The organism is Sandarakinorhabdus glacialis (genome assembly GCF_014643455.1).
Lineage (GTDB): Bacteria > Pseudomonadota > Alphaproteobacteria > Sphingomonadales > Sphingomonadaceae > Sandarakinorhabdus > Sandarakinorhabdus glacialis.
Map to the genome: position 1 here is coordinate 106642 of NZ_BMJM01000006.1, position 14294 is coordinate 120935.

Sequence of the window (14294 nt, forward strand, 5' to 3'; positions counted from 1 at the left end):
GATAAAGGGGCAGGGGAGATTAGTTCATGCCACGCGTAGCGATCGTAACCGGCGGCACTCGCGGAATAGGCGAGGCGATCTGCCTCGCCCTCAAGGCAAACGGCATCACCGTCGCAGCAAATTACGGCGGCGACGATGCCAAGGCGCAATCCTTCACCCAGCGCCATGGTATCCCGGCTTTCAAATGGGACGTCGGCAATCACCAGTCGTGCCTCGACGGCGTCGCCGCTGTCGAAGCGGCGCTCGGCCCGGTCGACATCGTCGTCAACAACGCCGGTATCACCCGCGACGGCACGCTGATGAAGATGAGCTATGAAGCCTGGGACGAAGTCATCCGCGTCAATCTGGGCGGCTGCTTCAACATGGCCAAGGCAACCTTCACCGGCATGAAATCGCGCGGCTTCGGCCGCATCGTCAATATCGGCAGCATCAACGGCCAGGCCGGCCAATACGGCCAGGTCAATTACGCTGCCGCCAAGTCGGGCATCCACGGCTTTACCAAGGCGCTGGCCCAGGAAGGCGCGCGCTTCGGCATCACCGTCAACGCCATCGCGCCAGGCTATATCGACACCGACATGGTCGCCGCCGTCCCCGCCGACGTGCTGGAAAAGATCGTCGCGAAGATCCCCGCCGGCCGCCTGGGGCAGGCCAGCGAGATCGCGCGGGGCGTGGCATTCCTGACGGGCGAGGATGCCGGCTTCGTGACGGGCAGCACGCTGAGCATCAATGGCGGGCAACATATGTATTAAATACCTCCCCCCGTCGGGGGGAGGTCGGACTCGCGCCTTCGCGAGCCGGGAGCGGGGGCGGAGCGCAAAATTGACTGGTAAACACTCCCTCACCATCGCCGGCCACGCCACCTCGCTGACTGTCGAACCCATCTTCTGGGAAGCCCTGAAAGCCGCCGCCGAAACCGAAAACAAGCCGCTCGCCGCCCTTGTCGCCGAAATCGACGAGGCCCGAACCACCAACCTCAGCAGCGCCATCCGCGTCTGGCTATACGAACGCGCTACCGCCCCCCGGCACTAGGTTCGACTTTCCAACCAGACATTCGTCATGCTGAACTTGTTTCAGCATCCATCGTCCAGCTGGGCAGACCTTCGCCAACGGCGGGATGGATGCTGAAACAAGTTCAGTATGACGAGGTGCGTTGAACGAGCCAGCATCACTTCGAGAGAGCCGCCCAAGTCAGCTCACCCGGCCCTCTCCCCCAGCTTCCGGATATTCTCCGCATGGTCCGCCCGATTGATCGGGTAAAACGCCAGGCAGATGATCGCCACCGTCGATGTCACCATGATCGCCGCGATATAGGTGATAGCCAGCGAGCTCAGCACCTCGGGTGCCACCTGACCCGGCCGCGCCTGCGCCGGGAACGCCACCAGCGCCAGCAACAGCCCCGACAGGAACACCCCCATTCCCGACACCGCCTTGTTGACGAGGATCACCGCCGAAAACAGCAGCCCTTCCGATCGCTGCCCGGTTTCGAGCTGGATCTGGTCGGTGACGTCGGCGACCATCGACACCGCGAGGATGGCGCCGGCGAACACGCACGTCACCGAGAACGCATATTGCACCATCAGGATCGGCAACAGCAGCGGATCGCCGTTGGGTGGAAACAGGTCGATCGAGCGCAGGAACAGCGGCGTCACCCCCGAAAACATCGACAGCACGAACAGCGCCATCGCCGATCGTTTCTTGCCGAAGCGCGCCGACAGCGGCAGCACGACGACCATCGCGAGCACGATGCCGGCGATGCCGCTCGACGCCAGGCCGGCGATCTGGCTCGGGCTCAGCTCCCAGAAATAGGTCGAGAAATAGACTGCCAGCGCCGTGTTGAGCCCCGAGGCAATGGCAAAGAACAGGCTGGCGAGCAGGATCGACACATACGACCGGTGCACGAAGATGCTCAGGATCTCGCGCAGCATCACTCTCAGCGAGAACCGCGGCGCCGGCGGCAGGACGGGCAGGGTCAGCATGTGCTTCTGCGTGCCCAGCGACGACACCAGCACCGACACCAGCATCACCGCCGCCGCCACCCAGGCATAGGTGACATAGCCGTCGGGGTTGAGCTGCCCCACGGGGTGCGTCGGGGTCGCCTTCAGGAAAAACTGGAAGGTGAGGATCGTCATGGTCAGGCCGCCGAGGACACCGAAAAAGTATCGCGCCGCGACCAGCTTGGTGCGCTCGTCATAATCGCTGGTAAATTCCGCCAGCAGCGCCGTCGACGGGATTTCGTACAGGCTGATCGAAAACCGCACGATGATGGCGACCGTGACCAGCCAGGCGAACTGCCCGCCCTGCGACATCTCGGGCGGCGACCACAGGAACAGATAGGATATGGCGATCGGCAGCGCGGCCGCATACATGAACGGATGCCGGCGCCCGAGCCGCGAGCGAAAATTATCCGAATATTGCCCGAGCAACGGGTCGAACAGCGCATCGGCGACCATGGCGATCATGATCGCCGCCCCCACCCACGCCGCCGGCAGGCCGACGACCTGGTTGTAGAACAGCATCAGCAGGGCGTTGAAGCCCTGGTCCTTGACCCCGAAGGCGACCGTCCCGGACCCGTACAACATACGGGTCGCGAACGGCACGGGCACCGCTGGCGGCGGTAATGATACAAGCGGCGGCGGCGAGATTACCGACATGAAAACACGGTTTGCGCCGCCGCAGCCCCAGTCCACAGGATCGTTCGACAGGTCATTGCGTCCCCCCCGCCGGCCAGGACCGGCAAACGCTTGTCCGGAACGCCCGTTTTTACGGGTCGCACCTTTCTTGCCGGGCAAGCCCGGCAACGAACCGGCAAGGTGGCATGTTTGCTCCCGCCGGAATACAGCCGGGGGGCCGAAAACGCGCCGACCCCCGACTAATGGCAGGCGGCGTCACCCGCCCGGAAAACGCCTGCCGAGCCAGTCGAGCAGTGCCTTGGAAACTTCCTCGGGCTTCTCCTGCTGGGTCCAATGCCCCGATTCCCTGACCAGATAGCGTTCGAGGTCGGGCACATAGGCCTCCATGCCCTCGGTCATCGCCGGGCTGAGCACGATGTCGTTCTCCGCCATGATCATCAGCGACGGCACCGCGACGTGCTCGCTGCGGCCCGCGGATTGCTCCCAGTTGCGGGTGAAGTTGCGGTACCAGTTGATGCCGCCGGTGAACCCCGTCGCGGCGAAGGTCTCGGCAAAGGCCGCGATCTCGTCGTCGCTGAGGAACTGGAAGGCGTCACCGGCCTGGTCATAGACTTTCAGCGCCTCGCCGAGCGCGAGCGTGCGCTCCGCGGACGGGCGCTTTGCATATTGCTCGAGCGTTTCCATCGGCTTGCGCATGAAAAACCGGATCGTGCGCTCGGGGTCTTCGGCGAGTACCGCATCGGCGCGGCCGGGCTGCTGGAACCAGACGATGTACATGTCCTCGCCGAACACCGCGCGCATGCCGGCGATCGGATCGACCGGCCCGCGCGGCATGAAGGGCGTGTTGACCCCGATAACGCCGGCAACGCGATCGGGATGGCGCAGCGCCATTTCCCAAACCACCATGCCGCCCCAGTCATGGCCGCAAAAGATCGCCTTCTCGATGCCAAGGCTGTCGAGCAGCCCGACAAGGTCGCCGGTCAAATGCTCGAGGTCATAATTGGCGGCGCCATCGGGGCCGCCCGTTAGCCCATAGCCGCGCTGGTCCGGCGCAATCGCCCAGCGCCCCGCCGCTTCGAACGCCCGCAGCTGGTGCCGCCACGAAAACGCCAGCTCGGGAAAGCCGTGGCAGAAGACGACCGGCACGCCTTCGCGCGGCCCGACTTCGTAATAGGCCATGCGCAGGCCGTTGCTGTCGGCGTACTGAACCGGCGGCATCTGCCGCGCCAGTGCCCCGGACACGGGCTTGCTTTCGCCCGCGGTCATGCGCCGGGCCTCACGACGATCTTGCACTGCGCCTCGGGGTCGGCGAGCGCTGCAAACGCCGCCGCGACGCCGGCCAGCCCGACTTCGCTCGTCACCGCCGGCAGCACGTCAATCTTGCCCTCGGCGATATTGTGCAGCGTGGCCGCGAATTCGATCGGCGAATAGCCAAGCACGAAACGGAAATCGAGCTGCTTGCTGATGCACAGGAACGGCTCGATGCGGTCGGTTTCCATACACACGCCGGCGACGATGACCTGCGATCCCGTCGGCGCCGCCTCGATGATGCCCTGCAACACCCCGGGCACCCCGACGCATTCGAAGATCACCGCGCGCTTGCCGGTCTTGCCGGTCATCATCTGTAGCGTCCGTTCCGCCCCGGTCACCGGGACGCCGAGCGCCGACCAGCGGCCGTGCGGTGACTCCTTCGTCGGATCGACGATGACGTCGGCGCCCACCCTTTCCGCCACGGCGCGGCGCGCCGGCGAGAAGTCCGACGCGATCACCGGCCCCAGCCCGCGCGACTTCAGCGCCGCGATCACCGCCAGCCCGACAGGACCGCAGCCGATCACCAGATACGCCGAATCAGGCCCTATGTCCGACAGCGCCACGGCATGCTCGCCGACGGCGAACGGCTCCGTCATCGCCGCCTGCACATCAGAAAGCCCGTTCGGCACCGCCAGCAGCATCGCTTCGGTCAACACCATGCGTTCGGCGAACCCGCCCGGATAATTATTGGAATAGCCGATCGCATCGAAGCCATCGGCGCGCAGCGCGATCGGCATGCTGACGACCCGCGTGCCCGATTTCAGCGATTTGGCGGTGTCGGGACCGTGATCGAGGATCTCGGCACAGAATTCATGGCCGAAGACGATGTCGCCGGCCGGATCGACCGTCGACGGCGTCCCGGCGCGGGCACCCAGTTCGAGCATGTTCTCGAACGAGTGCAGCGCGTGCAGGTCCGACCCGCAGATGCCGCAGCACAGGGTCCGCACCAGCACCTGCCCGGCGGCGGGCACCGGCTCGGCGATTTCATCGCAGACAAGCTGCTTGTTCCTGCGCACGACGGCCAACATCTGCGTCTCCCCAACGTCCTTGCGGCCGGTGCCGCTTGCCGCGAATTCTGGACCTACGGAGCCTCGAGGTAAAGCCAAAAAACATAACACGTTAGGAATCTCTTTTATGTTTGCCTCAAGATGCGCTATGCCGGTGACACAAGGCGAAGATCGGGACCGGGCGATGGCAGACGAAAACGCGAGCACGGTATTCGTGGTGGGGGCCGGGATCGCCGGCCTGTGCACGGCGCTGTCGCTGGCGCCGATGGGGCGCCGGGTCGTCATCCTCGAACGCGACGCCGGGCCGCCCGAAGGCACCGCCGACGAAGCATTTCGCGACTGGCAGCGCCCCGGCGTCAGCCACCTCCGCCAAAGCCACGCCTTTCTCGCCCGCCTGCGCAACATCATCCGCGACAACCACCCGGAATTGCTCGCCGAACTTACGCCGCCGGCTGCCGCGACATCGTGTTCAAGGACTTCCTGCCCGCAGCGCAGATGGCGAGCTACGCGCCGCTGCCCGCCGACGACGATTTGACGATCATCACCAGCCGCCGCATCACCCTCGAACTGATCATCCGCCGCCACGTCGAGCGCCAGCCCAACACCGAGATCCGCTCGGGCACCGTTGTCCGCGAACTGCTCACGTCCCGCGAACCCGACGGCACCATCCGCGTCACCGGACTGACCATCGAGGACGCCGATGGCCGGCGCGACATCGCCACCGGCCTCGTCGTCGACGCCGGCGGCAAGGGCGCCCGCCTGCTCGAAAAACTGATCAAGATCGGCGTGCCCATCACCGAGGAATTGGAATCGGCCGGCGTGCTCTATTTCACCCGCCACTACCGCCTGCTCCCCGGCGTCACCGAGCCGCCGCGGCAGGAAGTCCCCGCCTCGGGCGACCTCGGCTATCTCAAGTTCGGGGTCTTCCCGGCCGATGGCGGCTGCTTCTCGATCACGCTCTGCGTTCCCGAAATCGAGCTCGAACTGCGCAAGGCGGTCAAGGAACAGGCCAGCTTCCACGCCATCTGCCTCGAGCTTCCCGGCCTGGTGCCGTGGCTCCGACCGGACGTCTCCGAGCCGGTGTCCAAGGTCATCGGCATGGGCGACCTCAGCAGCCGCTGGCGCGCCTTGATGGCGGACGGCAAGCCCTGCGTGCTCGGCTATATCCCGCTCGGCGACGCGCTGATCCGCACCAATCCGCTCTATGGCCGCGGCTGTTCGTTCGCCGCCGTCAGCGCCGGCATCCTGGGCGATGCGCTTGCGGCCAGCGACGATCCGGCGACGCAGTTCAGGCTGTTCGCCACCGGCATCGACACCGGGCTACGGCCGTTCTTCGATCATATGCGCGAGCAGGACCGCACCGCCATCCGCCGCGCCCAGGCCGTCCTCACTCTCGATTATCGCCCCCGCCTCAAGGCCCGGCTGGCCAAAAGCTTCGTCGACGACGGCATCACCATCGCGCTGCGCTCGGACATCGGCCTGATGCGCCAGGCGCTGCGCGGCTTCCACATGCTCGAACACCCGTCGGCGTGGCTGAACAAGCCCGGCAACATGCTGCGGGTCCTCGGCTATTGGGCGCGCGGCAAGAAAGCCAACGCCGCCGCCTACTCACCCAAGCCCGGCCCCGATCGCGCCGAGATGATGCACGCCATCGGCATCTCGCCCGACACCGACATGCGGACCGACTGGAAACAGGCCGCCTGACGCGCCTTCCCAAAGCGCCGACGCGGCGCCGGCGATCAGCCGGCGTCGCGCCCCTCGGTCTCGAGAAACGCCAGAATCCCCCCGCTCGCCAAGCTGTCCCGGGTCTTCTCCGGCTCCAGCGTCGCCATCCGGTCAAGCGCCGCGATTTCGGGCGGCACATACCAGTGCAGCTTGTCCGAATGATACGCCTCCCAGACCGCCTGCGCGACTTCGATCGGCGGGATCGGCCGGAACATGCCCTCCTTCGACGCCGCGCCGATCGCCTCGCGCGGGATGATCGGCGTGTCGATCAACCCCGGCAACACGTCGGCAACCCGAATGCCGAGCGCCTTGAACTCGATCGACAGCGCCTCGCTCAACCCCTTTACCGCATGCTTGGTCGCCGAATAGACCGCGATCCCCGGCATGCCGAAGGTCGCCGACGACGACGATGTCGTGAAGCACATCGAGTTTTCCGTCGCCTTCAAAAGCGGCACCGCGAGATGGATGCCGTTCAATACCCCGACGAAATTGACCTGCACCAACGCCAGCACATCCTCGAACGGCTGGTCGGCGAACGGCCCGCCCTTGCCGATGCCGGCGTTGTTGTGGAGCATGTCCATCCGGCCGCCCGTCGCCGCCGAAAACGCCGCGATCGCCGCCGCATAATCAACCCGGTCGGTGACATCGAGCCGGCGCACCAGGCAATTCTCGGCGCCGATCTCGCCCGCCAGCTTGGCTAGCAGATCCTCCTGCACATCGAAGCCCCCGACGAACCAGCCTTTGCCGGCGAACAACAGCGCCACCTGCCGCCCGATGCCCGACGCGGCGCCGGTGATGAATATCGATTTACGCCCGTTTGCAGTACTCATTCGGCTGCCTTTGCCTTCCCGATGCCCATCGCCTCGAGGATCTCGGGCCGGATATTCTCGGTGCCCTCAGCCTGGATATGCTGCGCGATCCGCACCCCCACCGCCGTCCGCGCCTCGCCGATGAAGCGGTCGCGATTGCCCGCCGCCCATTCCAGCGACGACTTGCGACCGGCGTTGAGCTGCTGGAACTGCGGCGCCACATACCGCGCGATCAGCTCATAGGATTTCTTCTTGTTGTCCCATTCGGCCCAGTTGGTGTCCATCGACAGGAACGCCCCGAATCCGCCCGATTCGTGCTGCAACCGCTCGATCTGCGCAATCGCATCGTCGGGCGTGCCGATCACCGCCATCCCCGAAGCAATCAGCGATTTAACCGGGTCGCTGCCGTCCTCGGGCGCGAGCGGCAATGCCGCCACCTCGCGGAAATAATAGAGCCATTTCTCCAGCCCAAAGCGCACCTGCGCCCGCGCTTCCTCGCGCGTCGCCGCGATGTGCATCGGCCCCACCAGCCGCCACTGGCTGCGGTCCATCACATGCCCATTGGTCGCCGCATTCTTCTCGGCAATCGCCCAGTTCGACGCCAGCGCGTTGAACCCGCCCGCCGAGGTCGCCCCGATCGACAACAGCCCCAGCCCATGCTTGCCGGCCGCGGTCGCGCCGCTCGGCGACACCTGGCTGGCGACCGAGAACTGCACCGATGGCCGGCTGAACGGCATCATCTGCAGCCGCGCTTCATTCAGCTCGAACCAGTCGGTCTTCTTCGTCACCACCTCGCCGCGCAGCAGCGGGATCAGCACCTCCAGCGCCTGGTCCATCCGGTCGCGCTGCGCCGAAACCGGGATGCCCATCATGAACGCATCGGAGGGCAGGGCGCCCGGCCCGACGCCGAGCATGACCCGCCCGCGCGTGATATGATCGAGCTGGTTGATCCGCCCCGCCAGCATCAGCGGATGGTGATACGGCAGCGAGCTCACCCCGGTGCCGAAGCGGATCGTCCGCGTCCGCTCGGCGGCGGTCGCGATGAACAGCTCGGGGCTCGATATCAGCTCGTAACCCGCCGAATGATGCTCGCCGATCCAGGCTTCCTCGAACCCCAGCCGGTCCATGTGCTGGACCAGCTCGAGATCACGCTCGAGCGCCTGCGTCGGATTCTCCTCGAGCGGGTGGAACGGCGCAATGAACGCCCCGAAACGCAATTTCTCGACTGCCACGGACTCGACTCCCCAGAAACCTGTCTCTTCGCTTGGCGGAAAGTCTATGCGAGGTTGCACGCCTGTTCCACACATTATTCATACGTGTTATGATTATAGGGAGGATGGCGACCAACCGCGCCAGCCTTGCTTTTGCCCGATATTACCTCGATGCGAAGCCGGCGAACCAACCACCGAAAGCCCTGAATGAGCCAGCGCGAAGATGCCAAGGCCGAACGCAGACGACGCATCGTCGCCGCCGCCCGCGACCTGATCCGCGAAACCGGCGACGCCGGCCTGTCGATGCGCGCCATCGCCGCCCGCGCCCATGTCTCGCTGACGACGCCCTACAATTTGTTCGGCTCCAAGCGCGCCATCGTCATCGCGGTGCTCGAGGACGTCCGCGAGTTCCACGACCGCTTCTCGAACCTGCGCCACACCGACCCCATCGACCGCATCTTCCACGCGCTGCGCCTGTCGCTCGGCTATTATGCCGAGGATCCCGATTTCTACCGCACCCTGTGGAGCGAGGCGCTCAATCCCGGCGGCAAGGAGTTGCGCAGCGAACTCATCACGCCGCAGCGCTATGCCTTCTGGTGGGCGTTGCTGGTCGAGGCGCAGCGCGACGGTGCCCTGCTCGCCGACCTCGATCTCGACCTGCTGCTGCGCAGTCTCGATCTCGTCTTCGGCGCCACCATGCTCGCCTGGGTCTTGGGCGGCCTGCAGGTCGACGAGCTCGAGGCGTCGGTCGGCTTCGGCTATGCGCTGGCGCTGCGCGGTGCCGCCAACCCCGATAGCCAGCCCGGCATCGAAAAGCGTTTGAAGACCTACCAGCGCCAACTCGTCCGCTCGCGCAAAAAGGCCCAGGCCGCCTGAACCCCGCGCCAACCCCGCATAAAAAGAGGGCGGGGGACACGCCCCCGCCCTCAGGTATCGCTCCTGGTGCGACCTAGAACCGGAAACCGATGGCGCCGCCATAGCGCCGCGGTTCAAGCGTGAAAATGTTGGAGAACAGTCCCGACGACTGGTCGGTCACGTACAGTCCGGTGATCGCGTTGTTGGCGAACAGGTTCTGCACGAAGGCCCGGGCGTACCAGCGGTCGTTGTTGCCGTTGACCTGGATCTGGCCGTTGACGACGGTATAGCTCGGCACCCGGTTGATGAAGGTGTTGTGGATGCTGCCATAGCTTTCGCCGGTAAAGGCGAGGTCGAGCCGCGGCGTGACCGACAGGCCGCTGGCCAGCTCGATGACATATTGCGCACCCGCCGAGAATTTGTACGTCGGCGCCTGCGGTACGTTGTTGTCCTTAACGTTCGTCCGGACGCCGTTATAGGCGACCGATACCCCGGCTGCCGCCGCAGAGGCGGCTAGCGAATTACAGATGCTGTAGGCACCGGTAACGCCGGTCGGGATGCCGTGGCCCGACGGGAAAGCGACGGGTGACCGCAGGTCGGTGCCGGTCGCGGCATTGATGCCGGAATTGACCGCGGCGACATAGCCGTTGGCGAGCGCCGAATTGCCCCGGACGTTTGGTACCACGGCGCAGTTGGCGGCGTTGGTGATATCCTTGATGATCACCACATCGTCGCGGCCGCCCGATGGATCGGCGGGGTTGATCAGGAAAGTGTCGTCGGCGACCGCGGTGTGAAGGTAGCTGGCGTTCAGGTTGACGGTGAACTCCCTGGTCGGCTGGATGATGAACTCGCCTTCGACGCCGTAGATGGTGGCGTTGATGTTCTGGTTGACCGAGGTCCGCTCCTGGATGCTGCTCAGCTGCAAGCCTTTGTACTTGTAATAGAATGCCGTGAGGTTGGCGCGGAAAGTACCATCGAGGAAGGTGTTTTTGCTGCCGACTTCAAAGGCATCGACGAATTCGGGCGAAAAGTTTGTCGGGATCGACGAGTTCGGGCTGAGCGGCGGGTTGATGCCGCCCGATTTATAGCCGCGCGAGTAGAAGGCATAGAGAAGGTTCTCGTCGGTGATCTTGTAGTCGACGACAAAACGCCCGGTGAACTCGCTGAACTTCACTTTCTGGCGGGCAAAGTCCTGCTTGCCGGGGGTGTTCTGGTCGAAATCGGCGCAGCCGAGATTGGCGACCGCGGTTCCGATGGCGTTGGGGCAATTGAACAGCGTGGTCCGCGCCGTCACCGACTTGTCGTCGTTGTTGTAGCGCAGCCCGGCGGTGAACTTGAGCCTGTCGTTGACCTCGAAATAGGCCTCACCGAAGAGGCCGTAGGACTTGAGGCGGTATTCCGGCGTATTGCTGCGGAAGAACGGTGCGGCGAGGAAGGCCGGGGTTCCGCCAATCGAGCCGAGCACGCCGGCGGCATAATCGAGCGCGAAGGTGTTGACGTAGTAAGCGACGTCATTGGCCTTGGTGTCGATGTAGATACCACCCAGCAGGAAGTTGAACTTGCTGTCGAAGTTGCTGGTGATGATGCCTTCACCTGTAAACGACCGGCTGCCGCCGCTCGAACGATCGAAGCCGAGTGGCACGGAGGCGCAGATGCCGTTGCCGGCGGCGCCAAAGATGCCGCTGTTATTCGGCTCGGGCTGCGAGCTGCAATAGGGACCATTGGGGCCGTTCGGGATCAACAGGTTGGCGACCGGCTTGAGCGATGGAACGCCATTGTTGGCGAGGAACTGCAGGCCGGTCAGACCGGCGACATAGGCCTTGGGGTTCGACGCCTGGCTGTTATAGTCCTGCTGCGAACGGGTCGAGTTTTTCTGATACATTCCAGAAACTTGCGCGGTTATTGAGCCGAAATCATGCCGCACGCGCGCCATGTATTGCTGCTCTTCGGACTGAAACTGCGGTTCGTAACCGGTGTTGACCGTCCGCAGGTCGGCCGGGTTGACCTCGCCGGTGAACATGTTGCTCGTGCCGTTTAGATTGTTCAGTGCGAGGAGACCGGCAGCCGGACCAAAGCCGTTGAGAGCGAGGAACTGCTTCGAGGTCAGGATGGAGCCCAATGTCGAGTTGCCGTTGGTGATGCCGTTTCGCAACTGGCCGGGAAGGCAGCCGAGGACGCCGGTCGGATCGGTGTCGCAAAGCTGCTTCTGGATACGGGCGCGATTGTCCTTCTCATGGAAATAATAGCCCATGAGGTCGACGGTCGTATTATCGGTAGGTTCCCACCGGACCGAGCCGCGGAACGAATACAGGTTGCGGTTATCGAAGCTGGTGTCGTCGTAGGTGTTGTTGGTGAAGCCGTCGCGGTTGAGATAGACGCCGGCCAACCGCACGGCGAGCGTATCGGTCAGCGGCATGTTGATCATGCCCTTGACCTTGATCGAGTTGTAATTGCCGTATTCGCCTTCGCCGGCCGCGTGGATGCCACTGGAATCGGGCTTGGCGGTAATGAAGTTGATGACACCCGAGGTGGCGTTGCGGCCATATAGCGTACCCTGCGGCCCGCGCAGGACTTCGACGCGCTCGAGATCGTAGAACTCGGTTTCAAACAGCCGGGTGCCCAACAGCGGCATCTCGTTGAGCGCGATGCCGGTGGCGGCATCGCAGGTCGTGCCGACGCACAGATTGCCGATGCCTCGGATGGTAAAGCTCGGCGACCCGAAATTGGTCTGGGTAAAGGTGATGTTGGGCAGGGTCAGCTGCAGGTCCGAGGTGTTGTTGATCTGCTGCTTCTGCAGCGCCTCGGCGGAAAATGCCGTCAGCGCGATCGGCACGTCCTGCAGGCTCTGCGCGGTGCGCTGCGCCGTGACGACGATTTCCTCGAGGCTGCCGCCGGTCGATGCAACCGGTACCGGGCCCGTATTCGCCGGCCCGGCGAGTGCGGCCGAAGGCGCTCCGGCCGGCGCGGGCGTCGATCCGGCGGTCTGTGCGGACAACGGCGCTGCAAACAGGCCGAGCAACGAGACGCCGCCGATCAAGCCCGCACGGTATTGTGACATGGTGTTCATTGTAGCCCTCCCCACATATCCGCCGCGCTCCTCTTGTTCGGGGAGTCAAGGCAGTCACAAAGGCATATTGCCCGGGTGATTTGTGCAGTTGGACGTAGTTTTTCCGACTTGTCTAGCTCCCAACATGCCCGTAACGGGCCGCCGCCGGACCTCTCCCCTTGTGATTATTCCACAACACTATCAAAACTATGGTGTCGGTCACACATTCGCAGCCAGGCTGCTTGAGTCTTCTACTAATCAACTCGCTAGGGTGCCCGCCACCCGCGGCGATACCGTCGTTGTCGCACGCAACGATGTCCGGCGTTGCCTGGGCGTGGATCGAACCGACTCGCCTCACGCTCTTTCCCGTCACCCCCTTTTTCCCCGTCACCCCGGCGAAGGCCGGGGCCCATCTCGCACTCTCTCAAAACAAAACCACCACGCAACCACCCGAGCTCACCCCCCCCGCACCCACCCCTCAAGGCCGCACAAAAATCACCCGCCCCCCGCGCATCACCAGCTGCACATCCGCCAAATTCTCCACCCCCACCGCCGGGTCACCACCCACTACAACCAGATCAGCGACATATCCCCTGGCCACCCGCCCGCGCCGATCCGCCTCGCCGAATGTCGCCGCCGGCGCCGTCGTCATCGCCGCCAGCACCCCGCGCCAATCCAGCGCCTTGCCCATCAGCCGCAACTCAGGCGCCGTATCGAACAATTCGGTAAAACCCGCATCGGTGCCGAACAAAATCGTCCCGCCCGCCTTGTGCAGCGCCGCCGTCTGCTGGACCGCCGCGCTGGTCGGCGTGCGCGCGTCCGGCGACGCATCGAACAGCGACAGCGTCGGCACCATCGCCACCTTTCGCGCCGCGATCGACGCCGCGTATTCCGCCGTCCAGTCCTCCATCAACGGCGCCGAATGCGCCAGGATATCGACGCCATTGGCCACCGCCAGGTCGGTCCCCTCGCGGTCGGTGCCATGCGCAAACACCGGCTTGCCGAGCCTGTGCGCCGCGTCCGCCAGCGCGCGGATCGTCGCTGCCGGCATGTGCACCACGCCTTGCGGCCCGCCGACGATCGATCCGGTGAACAGCTTGATCCCCGCCGCCCCCGCCGCCACCTGCGCCCGCACCCGCCGCTCGGCATCCGCCACCAAGACGATCTCCGCCGACGGCAGCTTGAAGACGCTGTAGAATTCCCGCGCATATATCGGCGTCGCGCCGGTCGGATAAAACGGCTCGCCGACGCTCAACACGCGCGGCCCGGCGATTTTGCCGGTCGACACCCGCCCGCGAACATTCGCCGAAACCGCCGTCGTCGACGCAAGATCGAAGATCGTCGTGAACCCCCAGCGGGTAAAATTCTTCTCGAGCTCGGCCCCAAGCGCCGCATCGGTCGTGGTCACGGCATTCAGCAGCACCGGCGTCGTCAGATGGACATGGTTGTTCCAGAATCCCGCCACCAGGTACCGCCCCGCCTGGTCGATCACCCGATAGCCCTTGGGCACCGGCGTCGACGCGCGCGTCCCGACGCGCGTTACCCGGCCATCGACGACCAGCACCACCGCATCGCGGATCACCGCCGCATCGGGCGACGCATAAACCGCCGCCCCGATGATCGCCGTATTTTCGGCCGCAGCCGGTCCCGCCGCCAACGCCAGCGCAGCGACAACCGCGCGTGCTATCCCGATCATCGGC

Annotated in this window: 12 protein-coding genes; 5 read left to right on the forward strand and 7 right to left on the reverse strand. The window is 64.8% G+C overall.

Annotated features, from left to right (window positions below; all coding sequences use genetic code 11):
• The first annotated feature begins 26 nt into the window (after nt 1–26).
• Nucleotides 27–749 carry an acetoacetyl-CoA reductase gene (gene phbB, locus IEW98_RS10025; protein ID WP_188762808.1) on the forward strand — a complete coding sequence of 241 codons (723 nt, stop codon included), beginning with the start codon at nt 27–29 and terminating at the stop codon, nt 747–749.
• A gap of 70 nt (nt 750–819) precedes the next feature.
• A complete protein-coding gene (locus IEW98_RS10030) occupies nt 820–1029 on the forward strand; it encodes a ribbon-helix-helix domain-containing protein (RefSeq protein ID WP_243450681.1) in 210 nt (69 codons plus the stop codon).
• Nucleotides 1030–1193: 164 nt separating this feature from the next.
• On the opposite strand, the gene IEW98_RS10035 is transcribed toward IEW98_RS10030, so the two are convergent.
• The 3 genes from IEW98_RS10035 to IEW98_RS10045 all read right to left on the reverse strand — a co-directional run bounded on the left by IEW98_RS10035 (nt 1194) and on the right by IEW98_RS10045 (nt 4969).
• Complete coding sequence (locus IEW98_RS10035) at nt 1194–2651, reverse strand: MFS transporter (RefSeq protein WP_188762810.1); 1458 nt, start codon at nt 2649–2651, stop codon at nt 1194–1196.
• 234 nt (nt 2652–2885) lie between these two features.
• The gene (locus IEW98_RS10040) at nt 2886–3896 is read right to left on the reverse strand and encodes an alpha/beta fold hydrolase (RefSeq protein ID WP_188762811.1); all 1011 of its coding nucleotides are present in this window, start codon (nt 3894–3896) and stop codon (nt 2886–2888) included.
• Nucleotides 3893–4969: a zinc-binding dehydrogenase gene (locus IEW98_RS10045; RefSeq protein WP_188762812.1), complete on the reverse strand. Its 1077-nt coding sequence runs from the start codon at nt 4967–4969 to the stop codon at nt 3893–3895. Before IEW98_RS10045 ends, IEW98_RS10040 begins: the two co-directional genes overlap by 4 nt.
• A 163-nt stretch (nt 4970–5132) precedes the next feature.
• Here IEW98_RS10045 and IEW98_RS16165 point away from each other — a divergent pair, with 163 nt between their 5' ends.
• Both IEW98_RS16165 and IEW98_RS10050 read left to right on the forward strand, forming a co-directional pair.
• Complete coding sequence (locus tag IEW98_RS16165) at nt 5133–5483, forward strand: NAD(P)/FAD-dependent oxidoreductase (RefSeq protein WP_207792551.1); 351 nt, start codon at nt 5133–5135, stop codon at nt 5481–5483.
• A complete protein-coding gene (locus IEW98_RS10050) occupies nt 5414–6652 on the forward strand; it encodes an NAD(P)/FAD-dependent oxidoreductase (protein WP_207792552.1) in 1239 nt (412 codons plus the stop codon). Before IEW98_RS16165 ends, IEW98_RS10050 begins: the two co-directional genes overlap by 70 nt.
• 35 nt (nt 6653–6687) lie before the next feature.
• On the opposite strand, the gene IEW98_RS10055 is transcribed toward IEW98_RS10050, so the two are convergent.
• Complete coding sequence (locus IEW98_RS10055) at nt 6688–7503, reverse strand: SDR family oxidoreductase (RefSeq protein WP_188762813.1); 816 nt, start codon at nt 7501–7503, stop codon at nt 6688–6690.
• Nucleotides 7500–8714 (reverse strand): LLM class flavin-dependent oxidoreductase, encoded by a 1215-nt coding sequence (locus IEW98_RS10060; RefSeq protein WP_188762814.1) that lies wholly within the window; start codon nt 8712–8714, stop codon nt 7500–7502. Before IEW98_RS10060 ends, IEW98_RS10055 begins: the two co-directional genes overlap by 4 nt.
• 186 nt (nt 8715–8900) lie before the next feature.
• On the opposite strand from IEW98_RS10060, the gene IEW98_RS10065 reads away from it, so the two are divergent.
• Nucleotides 8901–9569, forward strand: coding sequence for a TetR/AcrR family transcriptional regulator (locus tag IEW98_RS10065; RefSeq protein ID WP_188762815.1), 669 nt, complete (start codon nt 8901–8903; stop codon nt 9567–9569).
• Between the two features lie 73 nt (nt 9570–9642).
• Here the strand turns inward: IEW98_RS10065 and IEW98_RS10070 are convergent, their stop codons facing one another.
• On the reverse strand, nt 9643–12606 hold the full coding sequence (locus IEW98_RS10070) for a TonB-dependent receptor (RefSeq protein ID WP_243450682.1): 2964 nt from the start codon (nt 12604–12606) through the stop codon (nt 9643–9645).
• Between the two features lie 466 nt (nt 12607–13072).
• Nucleotides 13073–14290: an amidohydrolase family protein gene (locus IEW98_RS10075; RefSeq protein ID WP_188762817.1), complete on the reverse strand. Its 1218-nt coding sequence runs from the start codon at nt 14288–14290 to the stop codon at nt 13073–13075.
• Nucleotides 14291–14294 lie beyond the last annotated feature (4 nt).